This window comes from Superficieibacter electus (genome assembly GCF_002915575.1).
Classification (GTDB): domain Bacteria; phylum Pseudomonadota; class Gammaproteobacteria; order Enterobacterales; family Enterobacteriaceae; genus Superficieibacter; species Superficieibacter electus.
In genome coordinates this window covers 147,653-173,303 of record NZ_PQGD01000001.1, presented here as the reverse complement: position 1 = coordinate 173,303, position 25,651 = coordinate 147,653, and the positions used below count along the sequence as shown (strand labels likewise).

Below are 25,651 nucleotides of genomic sequence, written 5' to 3'. Positions count from 1 at the left end.
CCAGTTCTTAAGCATAATAAAAAATATAATACCAAAGATGATTACCTGCGACGGTGGGTGTTAAATTAAGAAAACGTACAGGGAAGACATTTCTTATTCCGTGAAGTCATTGTTTTGTTAACAGGTATTCTCTCCTTAGCCTTCACACCTTAAAATCATGAATATCTATGTGATAACAACGCTATCTCGCAGGGAGTTATTCTTTGATCTTTAGCTTATAAAGACTTCGCCAGAATAACTCCCTTGCCGCTTAGCGAACCAGTCTTGCCCTTAGTCCGTCAGCTTCTTCTTTGGGATAAGTGGCCAGCAATGGATCAATGGTATACCCACCGTAAATTTTATCTCCGCGCGTATACATCCAGTCTGAAATATCTTCTTTCTTGATTTTCCACTCTTGCCCGTACTCAACGTTTTTCACAATGCCCGGATCGTTGGCAATGATCCCGGTAAAAATACCGTCAGCATAACTCACGTTTGAGAGCCAGAAATGTTCGGTGTCTTTACCATCGGTAATAGGTGCTTTCACCGCATAGGAATCCGCATCATGTTTATTCAGCATTTTGATGAAGGTGTCGGTTTCCCGGCGAGCATGCGCGATTGCCGCAGACATCTCTTGCTGATCGTAACCTTCCGTGATGACTTTATCTTCAAGCTGGCAATAGCCTGCGGTGGTGAAAAACAGCAAGCTTAATGTCAGTAAAATAGATTTCATTATTCCTCCAGAATCCCTGAGTTAAAAACGCTATCAGCAGAACCTGCTGATCCCATCCAATGGCAGAATGGTAGCTAATTATATGACATAACCGTGGTTGCTAAAATTAAAAAATAACTATGGCTATTGAAGGAGAGGCGGGATTGCCCGCCTGAGAGAAACAACACACCTGAATAATGTTTCTAACGCTATCCCTTAGCGAAACACAACGTCGGCCCAGCGTGCCAGGCCTGCTGTTACCGAACCAAAATCATCGCCGCCAGCAACAGGTATTCCCGGCAGGTGTGCGGTGAGTGCTTTTTTGATAAGCGGCGAGCGGGCGCTACCGCCGGTGAGGTAGATAATATCCGGCGTTTCCTGCGCATTTTCCAGCGCCAGCTGTACCTGTTCAAGGATACGAGTCAGGGGCTGATTCAGTGCGACCTCCAGGTCCTGTTGGCTTATTGCCGCCGCCAGGTCGTCACTGATAAACGGCAGCGCGGTTACCGTCTGTGCCCGTCCGGAAAGGGCAATTTTACTTTCTTCGGCGCTGCGCACCAGGCGATAGCTCAGGCGTTGCTTCCACACCTTCAACAGTAGAGCCACTTTATCGCCGTCACGGGCATCACGCACCAGATCGTTCAACAGACGTCCGTTAGCGCTACTGTAAAAATCACTTTGCGCCGGAACGTCGTTAATGGCGACCGCATTCCACCAGGGCAGAACAGGCAGCGCGATGCCTTTTTCCGTTTCGCCACCCAGCCCCAGCAGAGGCATCAGGCTTTTGAAAGCCAGCGCGATGTCTAAATCGTTACCGCCCACGCGACAGCCGCTGTGGCCCAGCAGACTGGCACCACGATCCTGGCGCTGACGCCACTGTGGCCCCATCAACAGCAGCGAACAGTCGGTGGTGCCGCCGCCGATATCCACTACCAGCACCCGCTTCTCCTCCTGCAACGTGGCTTCAAAGTCCAGTCCTGCCGCCACCGGTTCATACTGGAATATCACCTCTTTAAAACCCGCACGTTGGGCGGCACGTGCCAGGATACCCTGCGCCTGGGCGTTAGCCTCTTCTCCACCCAAACCCTGAAAGTTAATCGGCCGTCCGATTACCGCCTGAGTGATGGTATCCGGCAACTGGCTTTCCGCCTGCAGACGAATATGCAGCATCATTGAGCACACCAGATCCTCAAACAGGGCAATCTGCTGTGGCTTGAGGCCGCTGGCACCCAAAAAGGATTTTGGCGATTTAACGAAGTACACTTCCTGGGGATCGTCGATGTACTGATGCAGCGAGGCGAGACCAAACTGGACGCTTGCGGGTAGTACGTCGATATCTTCATCACGATTATAGTTAATGGCGCGTCGCAGTAACGCCTGTGTTTCACCCGGCGTGGCCTGCACATCATGGTGGCGATACAGCCATTCGCTGACCGCCTCGCGCGTTGGCGCGCTGAGCATTGAGGGTAAAAGCGTACTGCCATTTTCCATTTTCAGCAGCAATGGCGCGCCATCGCGCATCACTGCTACTGAACAGTTCGCTGTGCCATAGTCAAATCCGATAAACACTCGTAAATCCCCATGCCGGTGAAGAAGGGGGGCGACTTTAGCGAAATGTCAGCATGGCTGCAAGCCCGGCTGAGCCAGGCCTGCGTCTTACTGCGCTTTTTCCAGTAAACTGATGAGCTGATCAAAGAGCGCATTGGCGCTTTTTTTATAGCCATCGGTGGAGAGGTGCACCAGATCGGGACGAGCATAGCCCGTAGCTGACCAGCGTTCCATTGAACAGGCACCGCCCATAAAGGCGCGCCAGTCCCAGAACAAAAGTTGCTGAGCCTCAGCAACCTGTTTCTGGATGTTCATCACTTTTGCCAGACTAACGGGTTCACGAGCGCTACAGGTTGTTTGCTCTTTGTTTTTAATGCTGTCCGGCGGGCCAATCAACAGGATAGCCGCGTCCGGTAACGTTTCGCGGATTTGCGCGATTCGTTTTTCAAGCTGGCGACGATAAAGCACCGGGTCAAGGTCATCATTAAATGCCTCATTAGTGCCGTACTCAAGGATCACCATATCGGGTTTAAGTGCCGCAAAGGGCATTAACCAGTCTGCTTGCCACTTATCCCATGCTGAAAGCGTTGCGCCATTAATCCCCACGGCGGAAAATATGACTCCGGGGTTGCCAGACGTAATAAACCAGCCGCCCAGTTGAAGATGATTCCCGCCACCCAAGGTTGCGTTTAACGGAAATGTCGCCTGACGAGCCGATGAAAGCTGCCAGTGATTTTGGCTATCTGGCAGCGTCTGTACGCTGCCGCGATCCAGTGCGAGCATGGCATCAGCCGAGGATTTATACAAAGCGCTTACCTGATAACGGCCACCGCTTGGGTTTTTGAGTGTTAGTGTGACGTCGGCGTTATCCTGCAAAGGCTGGGCGATGAGTCCGGTAAAAGGAAAGTCCTCACGGGGGCCTTTGCGGGTAGAGTAGAGCTGCCAGTCCCGGCCCGGTTTAGTAAACCCGACCACGGCGCTCCGCTGACCCGGAACCATCAGCGGACTGATGACGCCGGGACCGCCGTCACCAAAACGCTGTTGAAAACGCTGACGCAGCTGGCCGGTAAAGAGATCGGCGGCAGTGTGCGAATCGCCTAATTGCAGAATATGCACGCTTTGCCCTCCGGCCAGTAGCTTATCCGCCAGTTTAGTCAGCCCGGCATCGCCGAAACGAGTGAGCTGATTCTGGCTGACGGTCTCATGAGACGGGGCTGCGGCGGTTTTTGGCGTCTTACTTTTTTCGTCCTGGCATGAAAGTATGAACAGCAGGCTAAGCAGCAGCGCCAGCGGCCGACATACGGATAAAAATTTAATGTTGTTCAACAGATTTCTCCTGTTCTGCGCCTTCAACGTTAATCATTGAAAGCACCCTGGCCGCAATCAGTTTTTGCGCATAGGGGGTAAAGTGAATGCCATCACCGGTGCGGAGTTTAAGCTTTCGTCCGTCTTTATCCTGGTAGTCGGAATAGGTATCTCCCTGGTAGCCCAGGATGTCATTGGCCGGGAGATAATATTGCCCGGCTCCGGTGACGGCAGAAGCGTAGAGGGTGTCCAGCCAGGCTACCCCGTCAGAAAGGGCTTTTTTGCGCATATTAGGCGGGCCAATCCAGATCACCGGAATCTGCTTTTGCTGTGCACTTTGCAAAATGCGCTCAATCCGGCTGCGGTAAAGCTGCTCCCATTCCGGGCTCTTAAACTTCAGGTATTGCCCGCCGCCGTCTGGTTTCATCGACCACGGATCGTTAGGGCCGAGGAAAACCACCAGCAGTTCAATATCCGGTTCACTCTGTAGCGTTTCGCTGATGGTCAGTGGCCAGTCAAAAAAGCCCGGCAGCGTCAGGCCGGTACTCTGTTTACTTTTATTGATGCTTTGAATGCCGTAGCGCTTATTGAGGGCCAGCATAATATGCGGTGCGATGCCCTGCATCATTGAGTCTCCGGCAAAAAAGACTTTACCGTGCGCCGTCAAATAGATGTGTTCTTTATCATTGTGGGGGACGGGCAGGCTGGGGGCGGCTGTCGGCGGCGAGATGGCCGCAGGTGACGGTTGCAGCGGCGCGTGAGGAAAGACGATAAGCGGAATGAAAGCCGCAGTGGGTGTTTCATCCAGCGCCCCGCTAACCGCCTCTTTACCAGCATAAAACGCCGCTAAAATTTTCCCGCCTTTCAGCCATAAAGGCTGTCTGACTGCGCTCCAGGGCGCATCCTCATGAAATTCCTGCTGCCAGTAAAGCGTTAACGAGCGCTGGTTGAGCCAGACCACAAATAGCGTGCTAAGCAGCATGATATAAAGAAATTTATAGACCCTGGCAAACAGCGTAATGTTATCAAAAGTTTGCATAAATAAACCCTGGCAGACCAGCAGGTGAAAAAAAGAACACCACGGTTAAGAAAAGCGCCAGCGGAACCGGAAACCATAACCACGGAATTCGACAGGCCAGCGCGCCGAGTTTTATTTTCAACGAATCCAGTTGAGGATACATACTAAAGAAAATTAAAAAAGCAACCAGGTACGGCGTTTCTGTTGCTGTTAATAGCGAGGAGAAAGAGAGCTTGCTGATACTGGTGATAATCATCCAGGCTGTTGTTAAATCCGTCGCCCGGAAGAAAATCCACGTAAAGCAAATGAAGTGAAATGTCAGCAGTCGGCTAAGGAGCGTTCTTATTGGCCCGCAATAATGCGTCGGGAAAAAATGATTTTTATAGCTTAGCAATACTAACCCTGCACCATGCAGGGCTCCCCAAATAATAAACGTCACCCCGGTACCATGCCAGATGCCGGAGAGGACCATTGCAATAAGCAAATTAAGGTTCTTACGTAACAACCCCCGTCGATTACCGCCCAGCGGGATATAAATATAATCACGAATAAACAGGGATAAGCTGATATGCCAGCGGCCCCAAAACGCCTGTAAATTCTGCGCGCGGTAAGGGGCATTAAAATTGACCGGCAGCGAAAAGCCCAGCAGCGCTGCCAGCGCCGTAACCAGGTCAGTATAGCCAGAGAAGTTGAAATAGATTTGCCAGGCATAAGCGTAAACGGCCACCAGCAGTTGCAGTGAGGTGGCGTTTTCTGGCGAGTCAAACACCGGGGTTACAAAACGATCTGCCAACCAAGCGCTGCACAGAAATAATTTGGCAATAGCCAGTGCCAGCAAGCACAGCGGTCTTTGCACGTTGGGCAACCGACGGGGCTGTGTCGTCGAAATTTGTGGCAGAAAGTGACTGGCGCGGTTAATGGGCCCTGACACTATATTTGGAAAAAAGCTGATATACAGCAAAACGTTCAACCCTGTAGCAGGCTGAACCTCTTTTTTAGCGATAGAGACGATGTAGCTTACGGAGTGGAAAATGTAAAAGGAAAGCCCGAGAGGCACAACAATGTCCATCAGCGGCAAATCCAGCTGAATATTTGCCTGGCTTAATGCAAGTTGAAGGCTTTCACGTGATGCAGGATAATATTTGAACGCGATAAAAAACGCGATCGTGAGCAGCGTAAGCAAGGTATAGCCGGTTTTAGTTTTATTTGATGTGTGAATAAATCTACCGAGAACGTATATTAATAAACTATATGTTAACAGTATGAGCGCTGAGCTTAGTGAAAAATAGCTAACAAAAGCATAACTCACCAGTAATAACAGGCTGTTTTGTAGCCGGTGCCATGGGTTTAATAACCAGTAAAGCAAAAAAAATAGTAAGAAAAAATAACCAAAGGTGAGCGACAACATATTCATTCTTTAGCCATCCCTGCTAAATCATTTTGAGCACGCAGGAATATACGCTGGCAGACTGACGATAAGCAATGGCTTAGGGTGTAAAATTATATAATATTTTTATTATCAATAATTTTTATTTAATCATATAATTAAATGATTGATTTGCACGCCAGCATGGAGAATAAATGTATACGCTACACTGGCAACCCCCCTATGACTGGAAGTGGATGTTTACTTTTTTGCGCGCGCGTGCAGTCAGCGGTATTGAAACCTTTACTGGTGACGTTTATATCCGTAGCGTGATAGTAGAAGGGCATCGCGGTGTGATGACCCTGACTCCACGAACAGATACGCATACGCTCACGGTTGAGCTAAGTGAAGGGCTGCTGCCGGTAGCGGCATTATGTTTATCACGCATTGAACGGCTCCTGGATTTACGCTGCGATCCCCGGACCATTGCCGCCGCACTGGGCAATCTTGCCAGCGCGCGTCCCGGGCTGCGTCTGCCTGGCTCAGTCGATCCTTTTGAGCAGAGCGTACGAGCCATTCTCGGGCAACTGGTCAGTGTAGCGATGGCCGCGAAATTGACCGGGAAAGTGGTTGCTGCCTGCGGTGAACCACTGGTGGATGCGCCCGGCTATTATACCTTTCCAACGCCAGAAGCACTGGCGGCGGCCGATCCGCTGCAGCTGAAATCGCTGGGCATGCCTGTGAAGCGTGCCCAGGCAATTATTCATCTTGCTCAGGCAACTCTCGACGGTTATTTTCCACTCCACGCCCCGGTGGATGTGGAAGAAGGGGTAAAAAGGCTGCAAACGTTCCCTGGTATTGGTCGCTGGACGGCAAGTTACTTCGCGCTGCGAGGCTGGCAGGCCAAGGACATTTTCTTACCGGACGACTATGCTATCAAGCAACGTTTTAGTGGGATGACGCCAGCCCAGATCCGCCGCTACGCTGAACGCTGGCAGCCCTGGCGTTCTTACGCGTTGCTGCATATCTGGTTTACTGAAGACTGGCAGCCGGAGCAGGCTAGTTGATGGCGAAATAACTGGTGTTAAGCAACAAGTCCAGCGGCTGGTTTTGGGCAATGGTGTCGCCATAAATGAGATCAATACCAATCCCGGAGAGCGCGTCCATCATGACCGGAGTATTGGTGGGCCCGGCGATACTCTTCATTCCCAGGCGGTGCGTATGCCCCTGAATAATCGTCACCATCATCTCATCCAGCAGGTTGGTCTGGATATTCGCCACCAGCTCAGGGTCAAAGAGAATGTAATCCGCCATGTGAGGTGTGAGATGATTGAACAGCTCCAGATCCTGGTTAATATGACTGAGGATGATCTTGCACCCCGCCTGGCGGAGCTTTCTTAATCCTTCCTCAATCTGGTGACCGTTGCGCATAATGGCTTCTGAGTGAATTACCAGATGCAGCAGACGTGCTGGCATATCGCTTTGCTCAAGTTTAGCCAGTAGTTCATCCACCAGGGTCAGACTGGTCAGCCCGGCGGTGGAGAGCGGCAACGTTATACTCAGTCCCTTATTCGCAATAGCCTGTGCGTGATGTGCGAAGAATTCACTGAAAATACGCCGATCCAGAGCGTGCAGTAATTCCGGGTCGGAAAGTCCGGCACGGAATGCCTGTTCTTCAATCATTTCTCCTTCGCTGGTCCACAAGCGCAGTGACAACAGCCAGAAATGACTTGTCTCTGGTATGCGAGGTGACGCCACGCCGCGCGCCATCATTAACAGCGCATTTTCTTTTATCATTTGCCACTGCTCTTCCAGCGGCATCATGCTGCGTGAACCGTGGACCCGTTCTTGCTGAGGCTCATAGACCGTAACAATACCGCGGCCATTATGCTTCGATGCGTAACAAGCGATATCGGCCTGCGACATAATTTCTGAAGCCTGATGATTGGTTTCATCAATCAGCGTTATGCCGGCACTGGCTCCGATGCGGTGCAGGCGGCCTTCCCACATAAAGTGATAGTCATTGATCGCTTCGATGATCCGCCCGGCGATGTAACGGGCGCTTTCGATATTGCAGTCGGGCAGAAGGAGGCCAAATTCATCACCACCAAGACGGGCGAGAATATCGCTGGTGCGCAGCATACTGAGCATCAGCGATGATAACTCACGCAATAGTGCATCGCCGGCGGCGTGACCAGCGGTATCATTTACGGCTTTAAAGCGATCGAGATCGACGAATACCAGCGCGTGACGTTGATGCGTTTCATGAACGGTTTGCAGCAGTCGTTTGAGGTGGCTCTCAAAGCTTACCCGGTTTGCCAGGTGGGTCAGCGCATCGTGCGAAGCGCTATAGCTGAGCTGGCGCAGCATTTTGCGCGATTCAGTAACGTCCTGAATAACCAATACAGAACCAATGGTTTGTCCGTCCAGAGTACTCAGTGGCGTAATACTATAGTGAATATCGTAGCTGCCGCCGTTACGGCATTTTAAAATCAGATCTTGCTCAATTGCTGAGCGTGACATATCGCCGCTGTGAATATTCTCCATCAAGGGACCATCTTCTCCAAAGGAGATGCGCAGCACCTGAAGCAACGGCTGACCGATGGCCTGTTCCTGGGTCCAGCCGCTCATTTTCTCAGCAACCGGATTCATAAACGTCACGCGCATATTGTCATCGGTACAGACCACAGCCTCACCGATGGAATCCAGCGTAATATGCAAACGTTCTTTTTCCTGAAACAGCTCTTCGTTAAGCTGCTTCACTTCAGTCATATCCATATTGACCCCCAGCAGCCGCTCAACTTCTCCCTGCTTATTCAGCACGCGGCTGGCCAGCGAACGAATATGGCGTACGCCTTCTTTGACCTGAATGCGAAATTCAAGCTTGAATGGCGCACGGCTGTGCAACGCGTTGCGTACGGTTGCAGAGGCGCTGTCGCGATCTTCGGGGAGTAAACGCTGGTACCATAATTGCCAGGTCGGTTTGGTATTTGGCGGAATGTCATACAGCTCAAACATCCGCTGATCCCAGCTAATGACATCAGGCTTCAGCTCCCATTCCCAGATGCCGATACCCCCGGCTTCATTGGCGAGGGTAATACGCTCCATGAGCCGCTTGTTCACCCACTCAGTGTGTTTAAGATCGGTAATGTCTTCAATCTGCGAAATAAAATAGAGGGGTGAGCCGTCAGCATGGCGCACCAGGGATACTGCCAGTAACGCCCAGACCACATCGCCCTTACGGGTGTAATAGCGTTTTTCCAGCGAGTAACTGTTAATTTCGCCGCGTATAAGCATATTAAGCTGGTCAAGGTCAGAATTCAGATCCTCCGGCCAGGTCAATTGCTGGAAGGTGAGGCTGCGCAGTTCATCCTGACTATAACCAAGAAAATGGCACAGCGCTTTATTAACCTGCAGCCATTGCCCTTCGGTTCCTACCAGTGCCATACCAATGGCGGAATATTCCATCGCATTGCGAAAACGCTCTTCGCTTTCCGTAATGTGCTTACGCTCGGCGCGAAATGCATACATCACCATGGTCATAATGTTGGCCGGAAGGAGCATCATCAGAAAAGGCAGCCATGGCGCGTTGGTCATCGCCGCTATATGGGTAGCGGTGAGATCGCGTGGGTTGGTTGCCATCATCAGGGAGACCAGCATGACCGTCAGCAGGAAAATAAGAAAAGCTTCCATCCTCGGTAGCCGTACTGCGCTCCACATCAGCAGCACGATGATGCAGGTAAATGGCCACGGTAAATACAGCATTGCACCTGCGCTGAGGGCAAGCGTCGCAGACAGCGTAACCAACGTTTCAATGAGCAGGCGCGGTTCGCGATGACGTAATAAATAATGCGGTTTATACAGTAGTCCCAGCGGCACCAGCGCGAGGGCGGCAATCATTTCAGAGATCACCCAGACGAGAAAGATTTGTACGGTATCGCCACCGTTTGCCAGCGGCAGGATCAGCAGGCCGCCTACCAGCGGAGGAATAACAGCGCTGCCAATGGCCAGACGTACCCAGTCAGCCAACCCCTTCAGAGGATTATACTGCGGCAACAATTTGCGCAGCAGCAGCGCGCCGACGACGGCCTCAATGATATTAATGCAGGTATACCACAGATTCAGCGCCTGTAACGGATTGACAATAAGAGATGCGCCAACACTCCCCAGTGAGCAGGCTATCGCAATGCCGGGCCAGACTTTGCCTGCGTGGCGGTAAAAGGCCACCATCATAATTGCCGTGGGGAACCACAGCGGGGCGATAAGCGTACCAAAGCGGGTCAGCTCAAGCGAGAAAAGGGTAAAAATGAAGGTCAACAGCCCCAGGCTGATAAAACGCATTAATGGATGCGTAGGTGTAATCAATACTCGCTGGTACGGTTTCTTCATTACTATTCTATCCGCCAGGCTCTGCGCCAGGAGCAAGCCCGGACGTTAAGATGTCAAATTGGGATTATGCTAGTACAAACAATTTACAATTCCTATGGTGACTGCTCATAATTTGACATCATAAAGATATTAATTAATGAGTCTGGTTAAAAAAAAGCGAAACTGCATCAAAATTAAGCATAAAAATTTTACTAAAGGTGCGTAATCCGCCATTAGGCAGAGTCTGAAACCATTACGCGCATTCGACTGGTATCATCACGCACAAATCCCTATAATTGCCGCGTTTGGCGCTTCGGCGTCGCCCTCCCTTACATCCAGGTAAATCAGGTCGCTAATTTATGACTGATAAGTCTCATCAGTGCGTCATCATAGGTATCGCAGGCGCATCGGCTTCAGGTAAAAGTCTTATTGCCAGTACGCTATATCGCGAATTGCGTGAACAGGTTGGTGATGAGCATATCGGCGTTATTCCGGAAGACAGCTACTACAAAGATCAAAGCCATCTGCTTATGGAAGAGCGTGTAAAAACGAACTATGACCATCCCAGCGCGATGGATCACAGTTTATTATTCCAGCATTTACAGGCGCTCAAGAATGGCAACTCTATTGAGTTACCTGTGTACAGCTACGTTGAGCATACCCGCACGCCGGAAACCATCCGCGTGGAACCGAAGAAAGTTATTATTCTGGAAGGCATTTTATTGCTGACCGATGCCCGTCTGCGCGAGGCGATGAACTTCTCGATTTTTGTCGATACACCCCTTGATATCTGCCTGATGCGCCGCATTAAACGTGATGTTAACGAACGCGGCCGCTCAATGGATTCGGTCATGGCCCAGTACCAGAAAACGGTCCGGCCAATGTTTCTCCAGTTTATCGAACCGTCAAAACAATACGCCGACATTATTGTGCCGCGTGGCGGCAAGAACCGGATTGCCATTGATATTCTGAAAGCCAAAATTAGTCAGTTTTTTGAATAAATCACGCGAATTGTGTAACGTGCAGAGAGATTCTGTTAACCCCGGACGCCAGGTGGCGTAAGGGCACGCTGCACGAAAGGAGAAAGCGCATGCGTCTGTGTGACCGAGATATTGAAGCCTGGCTGGATGAAGGCCGCCTGTCGATTAATCCTCGTCCTCCGGTGGAGCGAATTAACGGTGCGACGGTAGATGTTCGCCTTGGCAATAAATTCCGCACTTTTAGCGGCCACACGGCGGCGTTTATCGATTTAAGCGGGCCAAAGGCGGAAGTCAGCGCAGCGCTCGATCGCGTGATGAGCGATGAAATTGTGCTGGCGGACGGTGATGCGTTCTATCTGCATCCGGGAGAGCTGGCGCTGGCGGTGACGTATGAATCGGTAACGCTACCGGCCGATTTAGTTGGCTGGCTTGACGGGCGTTCGTCGCTGGCACGTCTTGGGTTAATGGTACACGTTACCGCCCATCGCATCGATCCCGGCTGGTCAGGGTGTATCGTGCTGGAGTTCTATAATTCCGGCAAACTTCCGCTGGCGCTGCGCCCAGGAATGTTGATCGGTGCGCTAAGCTTTGAACCGCTTTCTGGTCCGGCTGCGCGGCCTTATAACCGCCGTGAAGATGCGAAATATCGCGATCAGCAGGGTGCTGTCGCCAGCCGTATCGATAAAGACTGAGTTCGGTGTTATTGAGGAAGCCATGAGACGAATACTGACGACGCTGATGATCCTGCTGGTGGTCCTGGTTGCCGGCCTTTCTGCGTTGGTAATGTTGGTGAATCCAAACGACTTCCGCGCCTATATGGTGCGTCAGGTCGCCGAGCGTAGCGGCTATCAGCTCAAGCTGGATGGCCCTCTGCGCTGGCACGTCTGGCCGCAGTTGAGCATTATCTCCGGGAGAATGTCCCTGACGGCTCCGGGGGCCAGTCAGCCGCTCATCGTGGCTGATAATATGCGCCTGGATGTTTCCTTACTGCCGCTGCTCTCACATCAACTGCAGGTTAAGCAGGTAATGTTGAAAGGCTCGGTGATCCAGTTAACGCCGCAAACCGAGGCGGTGCACGAAAAAGACGCGCCAGTGGCACCGAAAGAAAATTCGCTGCCGCAGGTGGCGGAAGATCGCGGCTGGTCGTTTGATATCGCCGGTCTGCAAGTTGCGGATAGCGTGCTGGTTTTTCAACACGACAGCGACGAGCAGGTCACTATTCGTAATATTCGCCTGAAGATGCAGCAGAATCCACAGCACCAGGCCGATGTTGATTTTTCCGGTAACATTACCCGCAACCAGCGTGATTTAGCGTTGTCGCTAAAAGCGCAGGTAGATGCGGGGGATTATCCGCATGTGCTTACTGCATCAATTGAACAACTCAACTGGAAACTGCAGGGCGCAGATTTGCCAGCCCAGGGGATTGGCGGAGAGGGGAGTCTGCGTGCGCAGTGGCAGGAAGAGCAGAAAAAAATTGCCTTCAGCCAGCTTAACCTGACCGCCAGCGACAGTGCGCTCAGCGGAGAAGGAAGCGTGGTGCTGGCCGACCATCCACTGTGGGCGCTCAATTTACAGTTCGAAAAACTTAATCTTGATAATTTGCTCCAGCGCGAGGACGCGGTAACCAGCGGCTCGGTAAGCCAGCAGGGGCAAAGTCAGAAAAGCCAGCCGCGTCCGGTCATTGCGGCCGACGGCGAGGTTGCTGATTATCGCGATCTGAAAGGGTTTGATGCGCAACTGGTATTGAAAGCCAAACAGCTTCAATGGCGCGGAATGCCATTTTCTCAGGTCAGCACTCAGGTAACTAACCAGGCCGGGTTGCTTAAATTTAACGAGTTACAGGCTAACCTCGGTAGCGGCCATCTCTCGCTTCCCGGCTCGCTGGATGCACGGACGTCCACGCCAGTGGCTGTGTTCAGACCGCAGCTTGAGAATATTGAAATTGATGCCGTTCTCAAAGCGTTCGATTATCCGATCGCCCTGACCGGCAAAACTAATCTTAGCGGCGAGTTTTCCGGCCACAAAATTGACGCGCAAGCATTTCGTCGTAACTGGCAGGGGCAGGCACAAATCCGCATCGCCGACGTACGGGCTGAGGGGCTTAACTTTCAGCAACTGGTGCAGCAGGCGGTTGAGCGCAGCACTAATGTGCGGGCGCAGGAAAACTATGAAAGCGCCACGAGGCTGGATTCTCTGAGTGGCAATATGTCGCTTGCCAGTGGGAAAGTGGCACTGGAAAGCCTCTCTGGCCGTTCGCCGCTGCTGGCGCTTGATGGTAAGGGCACGCTGGATCTGCTTCAGCAACAGGGTGATATGTTATTTAATGTCCGGGTACTTGATGGCTGGCAGGGCGATCCTGAACTGATTGAAAAGCTGAAAAGTACCGCTATTCCGCTACGGGTTTACGGTAAATGGCAGGCGCTTAATTACAGTCTGCAGATGGATCAAGCGTTACGTAAATATCTTCAGGATGAAGCCAAACGGCGGATTAATGAATGGGTTGAACGTAACAAAGACAGCCGGGACGCGCAGGACGTGAAAAAGCTGCTGGATAAGAAATAAAACGGCGCGGCGCATAACCGCTTTGCCCGGCGGTGTTGCGCTTGCGCGGGCCAGGTGTGGAGATGAACGCGGCGCGTTAGCGGCTGTAAAAGTGCCTCTTTCCCTGGTTTGGCCGGGCGGATTTTGTAGGCCGGATAAGGCGAAGCCGCATCCGGCATTAAGGGGCAGGGCCTCCCGCTGCCCTTTGTCACTCACACCTCGTAATCCGATAAATCGTCTTCCGCTGGCGCAGTGATTTTCACTTTCTGTACGCGGTGGCTCTCGACTTCCAGCGTCTTCAGCGTATAGCCCCCGACCACCACTTCTTCACCGGCTTTAGGGACTCGCTGCAAATACTCCATCAGCAGACCGGCAATAGTGTGATATTCGCGGCGCTCATCTAAGGGGAGTGGTACGTACTGTACCAAATCCTCCAGTGGCATATGTCCGTTCGCCGTCCAGCCACCGTCCGCATCTTTTTGTATATCATGACGGGCGTCTATCTCCTCCACCTCATTCGGCAGATTCCCGGCAATCGTTTCCATAACATCACTAAGCGTCACTACGCCTTCTACCGAACCGAACTCATCCACCACGAAGGCAAAATGAGTACGCGCATTGCGGAACTGCTCAAGCGCGGAAAGCAGCGGCAGCCCTTCGGGGAACACCAGTGGCTGGCGTACCAGCACGCGCAGATTCAGCGCCTCACCGTGCAGCGACTGCTGGAGCAAATCAAGAATATGCACCACGCCCAGCAAATCCTCCTCGGCTTCACCGCCGGTGATCACCAAACGGGTGTGCTGATTCTTATCCAGCAGGGCGCGAATTTCTTCTTCAGGGGCACTGAGATCGATATGCTCAATATCGTGGCGGGAAGTCATAATACTGCTTACCGTGCGCTGATTAAGGTTGAGCACTCGTTCAATCATCAACCTTTCCTGTGGGTTGAATATCTGGCGGTTATCGTGATCGGCAAGCATCGACGCCGTTTGTGCGTCCAGTTCAGCATCTTCTTTTCTGCCGCTGAGCAAGCGCATGACGGCCTCAGTAGTGCGCTGGCGCAATGTCTGATTAGCCGACAGAAAGCGACGACGGTTAAAATTCGCCAGTTGGTTAAGTGATTCAATGATCACTGAAAAACCTATTGCGGCGTACAGATAGCCCTTCGGAATATGATAGCCAAAGCCATCGGCAATCAGGCTAAAGCCAATCATCAACAGAAAACTGAGGCAGAGGATCACAATCGTCGGGTGATTATTCACAAAACGGGTCAGCGCCTTGCTGGCCAGGAGCATCAAGCTAATAGCGATAATCACCGCCGCCATCATCACCGGCAGATGATCAACCATCCCGACGGCGGTGATCACCGAATCCAGCGAAAATACCGCATCGAGAATCACGATCTGCGCCACTACCGCCCAGAATTTTGCGCCACGCCGCTGAGTAGGATTTTCACTGTCTTTCCCCTCCAGCCGTTCATTAAGCTCAACCGTGGCCTTAAACAGCAGAAACAGACCGCCGCCCAGCATAATCAGATCGCGGGCGCTAAAAGCAAAGTGGTGAAGGGTGAATAAAGGCTGCTTTAATGTGACCAGCCACGAAATTGAGGCAAGCAGAGCCAGGCGCATCACCATCGCCATGAGCAAACCCGTAATTCTGGCGCGATCACGCTCTGCGGGCGGTAATTTTTCAGCCAGAATAGCGATAAACACCAGGTTATCGATGCCAAGAACCAGTTCGATGACTACCAGCGTCACCAGACCCGCCCAGATTGAAGGATCGGCAATCCATTCCATATTGAAGCAACACCCTAAGTAACATGACATTTGTCAGGAATTGATCATGGATAAAGCGACGGCAAAATGCAATAAATTGCTGAGATTTATCCTGGCAACCAATCATTAACTGTACGAAATAACACTTTATTTTTATTTGCAAGAGGTTAACTTATTTTAAGACTTTATCTTAATATTTATTATTCATTCTAATTTGTATGTTATTGTCAATATCAATAAAATCCTAAAACGTTAAAAGTTTGCGCTTAATATTATTCTTAAAAGTCTGGATGGTCAGTATTAGCGCCTTGCCAGTATTTAGCTTAGCTGCAACAATTCTCCCTGCATAAACGAGGAGATTGATTTTTGGTCATATAGAAAGGTTATTCCTTTGGGGGTAATCGTTTCTCTTCCTGCACCGTAAATACTTTCCGCGATAGCCGTTTATGCGGAGTGGTGCCTGTAACTGAATGATTCGATAGTGAATTGGTAACTGAAAGCCAGGGGCGGTAGCGTGCCGGAAAGCCAGCCAATAAACCTCGACAATTCTGTCAATAGCCTGCGGATGAATAAACTTTTTTTCGGATATATGCCAGTTAACTTTCTTATGTTTCCCGGCATTCTTTAGCTCTCTCAGTCCCTGTTTATTTAAATCGCACAGGATAATTACTCTGCCAAAGTGATAATTAATCAATGATGAAATCCAAACTAAAATTGATGCCATTATTGGTGTCTGCAATTCTGCTTAGCGGTTGTACCGTCTTTCCCGGCAGTAATATGTCGACTATGGGCAAGGATGTGGTGAAACAACAGGACGCTGATTTCGATCTCGATCGGATGGTGAATGTTTATCCGCTGACGCCCCGGCTGATTGAGCAATTACGCCCACGTCCCAACGTGGCGCAGCCCAACATGTCGCTGGATCAGGAGCTAAGCAATTATCAGTACCGCATCGGGCCGGGCGATGTGCTTAACGTCACCGTCTGGGATCACCCGGAACTGACCACCCCGGCGGGCCAGTACCGCAGCTCCAGCGATTCCGGGAACTGGGTCCAGCCTGATGGCACCATTTTTTACCCCTACGTTGGCCGAATCAAAGTGGGCGGTAAAACGCTGGCCGAAATTCGCGCAGATATCTCTAACCGGCTGGCGAGCTATATTACCGACCCGCAGGTGGACGTGAATATTGCCGCCTTCCGCTCACAAAAAGCCTATATCTCCGGGCAGGTCAATAAATCCGGCCAGCAGGCGATTACCAACGTTCCGCTGACCATTCTTGACGCCATTAACACCGCCGGTGGCCTGACTGACTCCGCGGACTGGCGCAATGTGATCCTGACCCACAACGGCAAGGAACAGCGTATTTCTCTCCAGGCGTTGATGCAGAACGGCGACCTGAGCCAGAACCGCCTGCTGTATCCGGGCGATATTCTGTTCGTGCCGCGCAATGACGATCTGAAAGTGTTCGTGATGGGCGAAGTGAAAAAACAGAGCACCCTCAAAATGGACTTCAGCGGCATGACCCTGACCGAAGCGCTGGGACAAGCGGAAGGTATCGACCTGACCACCTCCAACGCCAGCGGCATCTTCGTGATCCGTCCGCTGAAAGGCGAGGGCACCGCGCGCGGCAAAATTGCCAATATTTATCAGCTCAACATGTCGGATGCCACCTCGCTGGTCATGGCGACCAACTTCCGTCTCCAGCCGTATGACGTGGTGTACGTCACGACCGCACCGGTAGCCCGCTGGAATCGTCTGGTGAGCCAGTTGCTGCCAACGATCAGCGGCGTGCGCTACATGACCGATACGGCGACCGACCTTCATAACTGGTAACGCGTGATGTTTAACAAAATCTTAGTGGTTTGTGTGGGGAATATTTGTCGTTCCCCCACGGCTGAGCGCCTGCTACGGCACTATTCATCCCAGCTCACCGTGACCTCTGCCGGGCTCGGCGCGCTGGCGGGGAAGGGGGCCGATGCCAGTGCGGTCAGCGCAGCCGGGGCGCATCAGCTTTCGCTTGACGGCCATATCGCCCGGCAGATCACCCGGCGCATGTGCCAGGAGCACGACCTGATCCTCGTGATGGAGAAAAAGCATATCGCCGCGCTGTGTGAAATCGTCCCGGAGATGCGCGGCAAAGTGATGCTGTTTGGTCACTGGGATAGCGAGCGTGAAATCCCCGACCCGTACCGCAAAAGCCGCGATGCGTTTGATGCGGTGTATGCCTTACTCGATCAATCTGCCCGCCAGTGGGCGCAGGCACTGAACGTTCAGCAGGGATAACAATGACTGATAAAGTACAACCTTCTGCCGCCTCCGGTGCGGCCAGCGATGAAATCGATATTGGCCGCCTCGTTGGCACTGTCATTGAGGCGAAATGGTGGGTGCTCGGCGTTACGGCGCTGTTTGCGCTGATCGCCATTATTTACACCTTGTTTGCCACGCCGATTTACAGTGCTGATGCGCTGGTGCGCATTGAGCAGAACCAGGGTAGCGCGCTGGTGCAGGATATTAACAGCGCGTTGACCAACAAGCCGCCCGCCTCAGAAGCGGAAATCAAGCTGGTGCAGTCGCGTCTGGTACTGGGACAGACGGTGGACGATCTGGACCTCGATATCGCCGTCACCAAAAATACCCTGCCGCTGATCGGCGATGGCTGGGAACGTCTGATGGGCCGCCAGAATGAGACGGTCAACGTCACGACCTTTACCTTGCCGAAGGGAATGGGGCAGGACGTCTTTACGCTGCAAGTGCTGGACAAACAGCACTATCGTCTGACCAGCGACGGCGGGGTCAGTGCTGACGGCCAGGTGGGGAAACTGCTGGAGCAGGATGGTGTAAAACTGATGGTCGACGCCATTCATGCGCGTCCTGATACGGAGTTTACGGTCACCAAATTCTCCACGCTCGGCATGATCAATACGCTGCAAAATAACCTGACCGTGACCGAAGACGGAAAGGATACTGGCGTACTCACCCTGACCTATACCGGTGAAGACCGCGAGCAGATTCGCGACATTCTGAACAGCATTACCCACAATTACGTAAAACAAAACGTGGCGCGCAAATCGGAAGAAGCGTCGAAAAGCCTTGCCTTCCTTCAGAAACAGCTACCGGAAGTGCGAGCCAACCTGGACGTGGCGGAGAATAAACTCAACGCTTTCCGCCAGACAAAAGATTCGGTCGATTTGCCGCTGGAAGCAAAATCGGTGCTGGATTCGATGGTTAACATTGATGCCCAGCTCAACGAACTGACCTTCAAAGAAGCCGAAATCTCCAAGCTCTACACCAAACGTCACCCGGCTTACCGCACGCTGATGGAAAAACGTCAGGCGCTTGAGCAGGAAAAAGCGCAGCTTAACAAACGCGTGACGGCGATGCCGAAAACTCAGCAGGAGATCCTGCGTCTGACCCGTGACGTGGAATCCGGCCAGCAGGTCTACATGCAACTGCTGAACAAGCAACAGGAGTTGAAAATCACCGAAGCCAGCACCGTTGGCGATGTGCGTATCGTCGATGACGCCATCACCCAACCGGGCGTGCTGAAACCGAAGAAAGGGCTGATTATCCTCGGCAGCATCCTGTTCGGGCTGATCGCCTCTATCGTTGGCGTGCTGCTGTTCTCCCTGCTGCGACGCGGTGTGGAAAGTCCGCAGGTCCTGGAAGAACGTGGCATTAGCGTTTACGCCAGCATCCCGCTCTCGGAATGGCAGAAAACGCGCGACCGTGTGACCACCTCCAAAGGCGTGAAGCGCTATAAACAGAGTCAGCTTCTGGCCGTGGGCAATCCGACCGACCTGGCGATTGAAGCCATTCGTAGCCTGCGCACCCGCCTGCACTTTGCCATGATGCAGGCCAGCAACAACGTAGTGATGATGACCGGGGTCAGCCCGTCAATTGGTAAAACCTTTGTCTGCGCCAATCTGGCGGCGGTGATCAGCCAGACCAACAAACGCGTGCTGCTGATCGACTGCGATATGCGTAAGGGCTACACCCATGAACTGATGGGCACCACCAACATTAACGGCCTGTCGGACATTCTGATCGAAAAAGGCGAGATTGCTTCCTGCGCCAGACCCACCTCGATCACCAACTTTGACCTCGTCCCGCGCGGCCAGGTGCCGCCAAACCCGTCAGAGCTGTTGATGAGCGATCGTTTTGGCGAATTGATTAGCTGGGCCAGCAAAAACTATGACCTGGTGTTAATTGATACCCCGCCAATCCTCGCCGTCACCGACGCCGCCGTGGTGGCACGCTATGCCGGGACCACGCTGATGGTGGTGCGCTATGCGGTGAACACCCTGCGCGAAGTTGAAACCAGTATCAGTCGCTTTGAACAAAACGGTATTCCGGTGAAAGGCGTGGTCCTGAACTCCATCTTCCGACGTGCGACGGGCTATCAGGATTACGGGTACTACGAGTACGAGTACAAGTCAGATTCTAAGTAACGCGTTACCGCCCTCACCCTAGCCCTCTCCCCCAGGGAGAGGGGACCGCCCGGCATCGATTGCAGCCAGGGATTCCGGCGCAGGCTACGCGGCCTGTTATGTGGGGTTTCTCCCTCTCTCCCAGGGAGAGGGGACCGCCCGGCATTGATTGCAGCCAGGGTTTCCGGCGCAGGCTACGCGGCCTGTTATGTGGGGTTTCTCCCTCTCCCTCAGGGAGAGGGGACCGCCCGGCATTGATTGCAGCCAGGGTTTCTGGAACAGGCTACGCGGCCTGTTATATGGGTTTTCTCCCTCTCCCTCAGGGAGAGGGCAGGGGTGAGGGTGAAACATCCTTCGGAGAATGGAAAATGAGCACGACCAATACACCACTGATCTCCATCTATATGCCAACCTGGAATCGGCAGCAGCTGGCGATCCGCGCGATAAAATCGGTGCTGCGTCAGGATTATCCGCACTGGGAAATGTTTATCGTTGACGACTGTTCCGCCAGCTTCGAGCAGCTACAACAGTTTGTCGCCGAACTGAACGACCCGCGCATGAAGTATATTCATAACGATTTTAACTCCGGAGCCTGCGCGGTGAGAAATCAGGCCATCGGGCAGGCAACAGGGCGTTTTATTACCGGTATTGATGATGACGACGAATGGACGCCGAATCGCCTCTCGTTGTTCCTTGAGCATCAGCATCAACTGGTCACCCATGCGTTTCTGTACGCCAATGACTACGTGTGCGAAGGCGAGGTTTACTCTCAACCTGCCAGCCTGCCGCTGTATCCGAAGTCGCCCTATACACGCAAACGCTTCTATAAGCGCAATATTATTGGCAATCAGGTGTTCAGCTACGCTCAGCGCTTTAAAGAGAGCCTGTTTGATATCAACCTGAAGGCAGCGCAGGACCACGATATGTTCCTGCGCATGGTGGTGGAGTACGGCGAGCCGTGGAAAGTGGAAGAGGCGACGCAAATTCTGCACGTTAATCACGGCGAAATGCGCATCACCTCATCGCCGAAAAAATTCTCAGGCTATTTCCAGTTTTACCGCAAGCACAAAGACAAATTCGACCGCGCCAGCAAAAAATATCAGCTGTTTACGCTCTATCAGATCCGTAACAAACGCATGAACTGGCGCACGCTGCTGACGCTGCTCTCGGTGCGCAACGGTAAACGTCTGGCCGACGGCCTGCGGGGGAAGTAATGCTGCTGGAAGATTTACGCGCGAATAGCTGGAGCCTGCGTCCGTGCTGCATGGTAGTGGCCTACCGCATCGCCCATTTCTGCTCGGTGTGGCGCAAGAAAAACGTGCTCAACAATCTGTGGGCCGCGCCGGTGCTGGTGCTTTATCGCTTCCTGACCGAATGTCTGTTCGGCTATGAAATTCAGGCGGGGGCGACGATTGGTCGCCGCTTCACTATTCATCATGGCTACGCGGTGGTGATAAACAAAAACGTCATCGCCGGTGATGATTTCACCCTGCGCCACGGCGTGACTATCGGCAATCGTGGCGCGGAAAGTCTCGCCTGTCCGGTGATTGGCAACGGCGTTGAACTGGGCGCGAACGTCATCATTACCGGCGATATCACCATCGGCAATAACGTCAGAGTGGGCGCGGGTAGCGTGGTGCTTGACAGCGTGCCGGATAATGCGCTGGTCGTCGGTGAGAAAGCGCGCATAAAGGTGAGCCAATGAATATTCTGCAATTTAACGTTCGTCTCGCCGAGGGCGGGGCGGCAGGGGTCGCGCTGGATCTCCATCAGCGTGCGCTGCAACAGGGGCTGTACTCGCGCTTCGTTTATGGCTACGGCAAGGGCGGCAAAAAGAGCGTCAGTCACGATGCTTACCCGAATGTCATCCGCCATACGCCACGCCTGACCTCTATGGCAAATCTGGCGCTGTTTCGCCTGTTCAATCGTGATGTGTTTGGCAATCTGGATAATTTATATCGCACCGTCACCCGCACTGAGGGGCCGGTGGTACTGCATTTTCACGTGGTACACAGCTACTGGCTGAACTTTGATCGGCTGGTGGATTTTTGCCAGCGGGTGAAAGCGCACAAGCATGACGTCAGACTGGTCTGGACGCTGCACGATCACTGGAGCGTCACCGGACGCTGCGCGTTTCTCGACGGTTGCGATGGCTGGAAATCCGGCTGCCAACAGTGCCCGACGTTGACCAACTATCCGCCGGTTAACGTCGATCGCGCTCATCAACTGGTGGATAAAAAGCGTCTGCTGATCCACGAAATGCTGGCCCTCGGCTGCCAGTTTATTTCGCCGAGTCAGCACGTTGCCGACGCGTTTAACACCCTGTACGGCAAGGGCCGCTGCCTGATCATCAACAACGGTATCGACGTTGCCACCGAGACCATTCTGGCGGGTCTGGCCCCGGTCGCCCCGGCCGGAACACCCAAAATTGCGGTGGTGGCGCACGACCTGCGCTACGACGGCAAAACGAATCAACAGCTGGTGCGTGATGTGATCGCTCTGGGCGAGGCGGTTGAGGTGCATACCTTCGGTAAATTCTCTCCTTTCGAGGGAAAGAACGTGGTGAATCACGGCTTTCTGACCGACAAGCGCCAGCTGATGACCGATCTGAATCAAATGGATGCGCTGCTGTTTACCTCCAGGGTGGATAACTATCCGCTGATCCTCTGCGAGGCGTTGTCGATTGGCGTACCGGTCATCGCCACCCACAGCGAGGCGGCGCAGGAAGTGCTGCATAAATCCGGCGGCGTGACGCTGGATGATGATGACATCTTAACGCTGGTACAGCAGGGAAGAGAGGCGATCGCCCAGGCGGTTTTCAATACCACTCACTCGGCGTTTCATCAACGCAGCCGCGTGGCCTATAGCGGACAACAGATGCTGGAGGAATATGTCTCGTTCTATCAGAATCTGTAGCTATCTGCTGCTGCCGCTGATCTACCTGCTGGTCAACGTCAAAATTGTCCAGCTGGGGGAGAGCTTTCCGGTCACCATCGTGACCTTTCTGCCGCTGCTGTTGCTGCTGTTTATTGACAAAATCAGCCTCAAAAAGCTGATGATTGCGCTGGGAGCCGGGGCAGGGTTGACGCTCTACAACTTTGTGTTTGGTCAATCACTTGACGCCAGCAAATATGTCACCTCGACCATGCTGTTCGTCTATATCGTGATTATCATTGGGATGGTGTGGAGTATCCGCTTTAAAACCATCTCGCCGCATAACCATCGCAAGATCCTGCGCTTTTTCTATCTGGTTGTTACGCTGGTGGTAATGCTGGCGGCCGTTGAAATGGCGCAGATTATTCTCAGCGGTGGCAGTAGTTTAATTGAAATAATTTCGAAATATCTTATTTACAGTAATAGCTATGTACTGAACTTTATCAAATATGGTGGTAAACGTACTACCGCACTTTATTTTGAACCAGCGTTTTTCGCTCTGGCACTAATCTCAATTTGGCTCAGCATCAAACAGTTTGGTATCAAAACACCAAAGACCGATGGTATGATCCTCGCAGGGATAGTACTTTCAGGTTCTTTTTCAGGGGTAATGACCTTTATTCTTTTTTACCTGCTGGAGTGGGCCTTTCAGTATTTAAATAAAGAGGCGATCAGAAAACGACTGCCGCTGGCGATTATCTCCCTGGCCTTTTTCCTGGTTGGCGTATTTTTCGCGATGCCCTATATCGCCGGACGTCTGGGAGAGCTGGGGACCGAAGGAACGTCATCCTATTACCGTATTGTGGGACCGCTGGTGATGGTTGGCCATTCATTAACCAGTATTGACGGCGTTGTCAGATTCGGCTCACTTTATGAATATGTCGCATCATTCGGAATCTTTAACGGTGCGGACGTCGGAAAAACAATAGACAATGGCCTGTATCTGTTAATTATTTATTTTTCATGGATCGCCGTATTTCTGACGCTATGGTATTTATTCAAAGTTGCAAAAATGGCGATACAGGCTTTTGGTAATAACCAAAACTATGGCGTTCAGCTGTATCTTTTTACGCCAGTGTCACTGTTTTTTACCGGCTCAATATTTAGCCCGGAATATGCGTTTTTAATTGTTTGTCCGTTTATTTTGCGCAAGGCGCTAAATATCGTGCAGGCCAGATGAGGAAAGTCAGATGCTGTTAAGTGTCATTACTGTTGCCTTTCGTAATTACGATGGAGTGGTAAAAACGTGGCGGTCGCTGGCGCACCTGGCGCGCGAAAAGAACATTGAGTTTGAGTGGATTGTGGTGGATGGCGGCTCCGCAGACGGCACCGCGGAGTTCCTGGAAAATCTGAACGGTGAGTACCACTTACGCTACATCAGCGAGAGAGATAACGGCCTGTATGATGCCATGAATAAAGGCATTGATATGGCGCAGGGCAAGTTTGCCATCTTCCTTAACTCCGGCGACATTTTTCACCCGGACGTGGCGCAGTTTGTTCGCCAGCTGGCGGACAAAAAAGAGAACGCCATGTATATCGGCGATGCGCTGCTGGATTTTGGTGACGGAACGAAAATTCGCCGTAGCGCCAAACGCGGCTGGTATATTTACCACAGCCTGCCCGCCAGCCATCAGGCGATCTTTTTCCCGCTGATGGGATTAAAAAATTATCCGTACGATCTGCAATATCGCGTCTCTTCCGATTATGCCTTAGCCGCAAAGCTCTATAAGAAAGGCTATAAGTTTGAGCGGATTAACGGTCTGGTTTCAGAGTTTTCGATGGGCGGCGTGTCAACGTCCAATAATCTGGAATTGTGCCGCGATGCTAAAAAAGTCCAGCGTACCATTTTGCGGGTGCCGGGCGTACTGGCGGAATTGTCTTATTTATTACGCCTGCGCACGACGGGCAAAACTAAGGCCTTATATAACAAATCCTAAAATATAAGGAAAACCAATGCAGGAATTAAACGGCTTCTCGGTGCCGCGGGGTTTTCGCGGCGGTAACGCGCTGAAAGTGCAATTATGGTGGGCGGTTCAGGCAACGCTTTTTGCCTGGTCGCCACAGGTGTTATATCGCTGGCGCGCGTTTTTATTGCGCTTATTTGGCGCGAAGATCGGTAAAGGCGTCGTAATTCGACCCTCGGTAAAAATTACCTATCCATGGAAATTAACCATTGGGGATTACGCCTGGGTAGGCGATGACGCGGTGTTATATACCCTGGGCGAGATTACCCTTGGCGAAAATTCCGTGGTGTCGCAGAAATGTTATTTATGCACCGGCAGTCACGATTATATGAGCACGCATTTTGATATTAACGCCACGCCGATTGTGGTTGGCGAGAAATGCTGGCTGGCGACGGATGTCTTTGTCGCGCCGGGCGTCACGATTGGCGACGGCACGGTCGTCGGCGCGCGCAGCAGCGTTTTTACCTCGCTGCCCGGCGGCATGATTTGTCGGGGGAACCCGGCGACGGTGGTGCGCGAGCGGACACCACCCTCACCCTAACCCTCTCCCTGAGGGAGAGGGGACAGCCCGGGGAACGTTGTCGCGATATCCCACAACGTTGAGATCGCGGTCATGTACTCCGGGGCCAGCGCCAGTGGTTTTCTCTCTCTCCCTGAGGGAGAGAGGGCAGGGGTGAGGGGAAATAGTTTAGCGATGCCCCCGACTACAGCGGTCTTGGCCATGTACTCCGGGG

The 25,651-nt window shown here is 52.4% G+C and carries 20 protein-coding genes and 1 pseudogene; 13 read left to right on the top strand and 8 right to left on the bottom strand.

All coding sequences use genetic code 11. From position 1 onward, the window contains the following. Positions 1-250 precede the first annotated feature (250 nt). From CHU32_RS00895 to CHU32_RS00870, 5 genes are all read right to left on the bottom strand, one after another. Positions 251-712 (bottom strand): YegJ family protein, encoded by a 462-nt coding sequence (locus tag CHU32_RS00895; RefSeq protein ID WP_103674206.1) that lies wholly within the window; start codon positions 710-712, stop codon positions 251-253. Between the two features lie 195 nt (positions 713-907). Then, a complete protein-coding gene (yegD, locus tag CHU32_RS00890; protein WP_103674205.1) occupies positions 908-2,260 on the bottom strand; it encodes a molecular chaperone in 1,353 nt (450 codons plus the stop codon). Positions 2,261-2,347: 87 nt separating this feature from the next. After that, the gene (locus CHU32_RS00880; protein WP_176691601.1) at positions 2,348-3,565 is read right to left on the bottom strand and encodes an SGNH/GDSL hydrolase family protein; all 1,218 of its coding nucleotides are present in this window, start codon (positions 3,563-3,565) and stop codon (positions 2,348-2,350) included. Then, on the bottom strand, positions 3,552-4,583 hold the full coding sequence (locus CHU32_RS00875; protein ID WP_103674203.1) for an SGNH/GDSL hydrolase family protein: 1,032 nt from the start codon (positions 4,581-4,583) through the stop codon (positions 3,552-3,554). Before CHU32_RS00875 ends, CHU32_RS00880 begins: the two co-directional genes overlap by 14 nt. Beyond that, complete coding sequence (locus CHU32_RS00870; protein ID WP_245880166.1) at positions 4,570-5,970, bottom strand: MBOAT family O-acyltransferase; 1,401 nt, start codon at positions 5,968-5,970, stop codon at positions 4,570-4,572. Before CHU32_RS00870 ends, CHU32_RS00875 begins: the two co-directional genes overlap by 14 nt. 173 nt (positions 5,971-6,143) lie before the next feature. Between CHU32_RS00870 and alkA the strand changes: the two are divergent. Next, positions 6,144-7,020, top strand: a pseudogene (alkA, locus tag CHU32_RS00865) (DNA-3-methyladenine glycosylase 2); the annotation flags it as partial. Here the strand turns inward: alkA and CHU32_RS00860 are convergent. Further along, positions 6,988-10,317, bottom strand: coding sequence for a diguanylate cyclase (locus CHU32_RS00860; protein WP_103674200.1), 3,330 nt, complete (start codon positions 10,315-10,317; stop codon positions 6,988-6,990). The pseudogene alkA and the gene CHU32_RS00860 overlap by 33 nt on opposite strands. A gap of 338 nt (positions 10,318-10,655) precedes the next feature. On the opposite strand from CHU32_RS00860, the gene udk reads away from it, so the two are divergent. The 3 genes from udk to asmA all read left to right on the top strand — a co-directional run bounded on the left by udk (position 10,656) and on the right by asmA (position 13,838). Continuing rightward, entirely contained in the window at positions 10,656-11,297 is a 642-nt protein-coding gene (gene udk / locus CHU32_RS00855; protein WP_103674199.1) for a uridine kinase, read from the top strand. Positions 11,298-11,386: 89 nt separating this feature from the next. Next, positions 11,387-11,968 (top strand): dCTP deaminase, encoded by a 582-nt coding sequence (gene dcd, locus CHU32_RS00850; protein ID WP_103674198.1) that lies wholly within the window; start codon positions 11,387-11,389, stop codon positions 11,966-11,968. A gap of 22 nt (positions 11,969-11,990) precedes the next feature. Continuing rightward, on the top strand, positions 11,991-13,838 hold the full coding sequence (asmA, locus tag CHU32_RS00845) for an outer membrane assembly protein AsmA (protein WP_103674197.1): 1,848 nt from the start codon (positions 11,991-11,993) through the stop codon (positions 13,836-13,838). A 191-nt stretch (positions 13,839-14,029) separates the two neighbouring features. On the opposite strand, the gene CHU32_RS00840 is transcribed toward asmA, so the two are convergent. Beyond that, positions 14,030-15,613: a TerC family protein gene (locus CHU32_RS00840; protein WP_103674196.1), complete on the bottom strand. Its 1,584-nt coding sequence runs from the start codon at positions 15,611-15,613 to the stop codon at positions 14,030-14,032. A gap of 672 nt (positions 15,614-16,285) precedes the next feature. Between CHU32_RS00840 and CHU32_RS00835 the strand changes: the two genes are divergently transcribed. The 9 genes from CHU32_RS00835 (at position 16,286) to wcaF (ending at position 25,458) form a co-directional block, all read left to right on the top strand. Further along, complete coding sequence (locus tag CHU32_RS00835; protein WP_103674195.1) at positions 16,286-17,425, top strand: polysaccharide export protein; 1,140 nt, start codon at positions 16,286-16,288, stop codon at positions 17,423-17,425. A 6-nt stretch (positions 17,426-17,431) separates the two neighbouring features. Further along, positions 17,432-17,875: a low molecular weight protein-tyrosine-phosphatase Wzb gene (gene wzb, locus CHU32_RS00830; protein WP_103674194.1), complete on the top strand. Its 444-nt coding sequence runs from the start codon at positions 17,432-17,434 to the stop codon at positions 17,873-17,875. A gap of 2 nt (positions 17,876-17,877) precedes the next feature. Next, positions 17,878-20,040, top strand: coding sequence for a tyrosine-protein kinase Wzc (gene wzc, locus CHU32_RS00825; protein WP_103750760.1), 2,163 nt, complete (start codon positions 17,878-17,880; stop codon positions 20,038-20,040). A gap of 347 nt (positions 20,041-20,387) precedes the next feature. Next, positions 20,388-21,233: a colanic acid biosynthesis glycosyltransferase WcaA gene (wcaA, locus tag CHU32_RS00820; protein ID WP_103674470.1), complete on the top strand. Its 846-nt coding sequence runs from the start codon at positions 20,388-20,390 to the stop codon at positions 21,231-21,233. A gap of 2 nt (positions 21,234-21,235) precedes the next feature. After that, a complete protein-coding gene (gene wcaB / locus CHU32_RS00815; protein WP_103674469.1) occupies positions 21,236-21,724 on the top strand; it encodes a colanic acid biosynthesis acetyltransferase WcaB in 489 nt (162 codons plus the stop codon). Then, entirely contained in the window at positions 21,721-22,935 is a 1,215-nt protein-coding gene (wcaC, locus tag CHU32_RS00810; RefSeq protein WP_103674192.1) for a colanic acid biosynthesis glycosyltransferase WcaC, read from the top strand. The genes wcaB and wcaC overlap by 4 nt, the downstream gene beginning before the upstream one ends. Then, complete coding sequence (gene wcaD, locus CHU32_RS00805) at positions 22,910-24,133, top strand: colanic acid polymerase WcaD (RefSeq protein ID WP_103674191.1); 1,224 nt, start codon at positions 22,910-22,912, stop codon at positions 24,131-24,133. The genes wcaC and wcaD overlap by 26 nt, the downstream gene beginning before the upstream one ends. 10 nt (positions 24,134-24,143) lie before the next feature. After that, positions 24,144-24,890: a colanic acid biosynthesis glycosyltransferase WcaE gene (gene wcaE, locus CHU32_RS00800; RefSeq protein WP_103674190.1), complete on the top strand. Its 747-nt coding sequence runs from the start codon at positions 24,144-24,146 to the stop codon at positions 24,888-24,890. Positions 24,891-24,906: 16 nt separating this feature from the next. Next, positions 24,907-25,458 (top strand): colanic acid biosynthesis acetyltransferase WcaF, encoded by a 552-nt coding sequence (wcaF, locus tag CHU32_RS00795; protein WP_103674189.1) that lies wholly within the window; start codon positions 24,907-24,909, stop codon positions 25,456-25,458. Here the strand turns inward: wcaF and CHU32_RS00790 are convergent. Then, positions 25,455-25,640: a hypothetical protein gene (locus tag CHU32_RS00790; protein WP_103674188.1), complete on the bottom strand. Its 186-nt coding sequence runs from the start codon at positions 25,638-25,640 to the stop codon at positions 25,455-25,457. The genes wcaF and CHU32_RS00790 overlap by 4 nt on opposite strands. Positions 25,641-25,651: the final 11 nt, after the last annotated feature.

Excerpts from the sequence above, each read along its gene's own strand:
- CHU32_RS00895 (WP_103674206.1), bottom strand. The coding sequence starts at position 712 with ATGAAATCTATTTTACTGACATTAAGCTTGCTGTTTTTCACCACCGCA.
- CHU32_RS00870 (WP_245880166.1), bottom strand. The coding sequence starts at position 5,970 with ATGTTGTCGCTCACCTTTGGTTATTTTTTCTTACTATTTTTTTTGCTT.
- udk (WP_103674199.1), top strand. The coding sequence starts at position 10,656 with ATGACTGATAAGTCTCATCAGTGCGTCATCATAGGTATCGCAGGCGCA.
- CHU32_RS00835 (WP_103674195.1), top strand. The coding sequence starts at position 16,286 with ATGATGAAATCCAAACTAAAATTGATGCCATTATTGGTGTCTGCAATT.
- wcaA (WP_103674470.1), top strand. The coding sequence starts at position 20,388 with ATGAGCACGACCAATACACCACTGATCTCCATCTATATGCCAACCTGG.
- CHU32_RS00840 (WP_103674196.1), bottom strand. The coding sequence starts at position 15,613 with ATGGAATGGATTGCCGATCCTTCAATCTGGGCGGGTCTGGTGACGCTG.
- CHU32_RS00860 (WP_103674200.1), bottom strand. The coding sequence starts at position 10,317 with ATGAAGAAACCGTACCAGCGAGTATTGATTACACCTACGCATCCATTA.
- asmA (WP_103674197.1), top strand. The coding sequence starts at position 11,991 with ATGAGACGAATACTGACGACGCTGATGATCCTGCTGGTGGTCCTGGTT.
- wzb (WP_103674194.1), top strand. The coding sequence starts at position 17,432 with ATGTTTAACAAAATCTTAGTGGTTTGTGTGGGGAATATTTGTCGTTCC.
- wcaE (WP_103674190.1), top strand. The coding sequence starts at position 24,144 with ATGCTGTTAAGTGTCATTACTGTTGCCTTTCGTAATTACGATGGAGTG.
- CHU32_RS00790 (WP_103674188.1), bottom strand. The coding sequence starts at position 25,640 with ATGGCCAAGACCGCTGTAGTCGGGGGCATCGCTAAACTATTTCCCCTC.
- dcd (WP_103674198.1), top strand. The coding sequence starts at position 11,387 with ATGCGTCTGTGTGACCGAGATATTGAAGCCTGGCTGGATGAAGGCCGC.
- CHU32_RS00875 (WP_103674203.1), bottom strand. The coding sequence starts at position 4,583 with ATGCAAACTTTTGATAACATTACGCTGTTTGCCAGGGTCTATAAATTT.
- wcaF (WP_103674189.1), top strand. The coding sequence starts at position 24,907 with ATGCAGGAATTAAACGGCTTCTCGGTGCCGCGGGGTTTTCGCGGCGGT.
- wcaC (WP_103674192.1), top strand. The coding sequence starts at position 21,721 with ATGAATATTCTGCAATTTAACGTTCGTCTCGCCGAGGGCGGGGCGGCA.
- wcaD (WP_103674191.1), top strand. The coding sequence starts at position 22,910 with ATGTCTCGTTCTATCAGAATCTGTAGCTATCTGCTGCTGCCGCTGATC.
- wzc (WP_103750760.1), top strand. The coding sequence starts at position 17,878 with ATGACTGATAAAGTACAACCTTCTGCCGCCTCCGGTGCGGCCAGCGAT.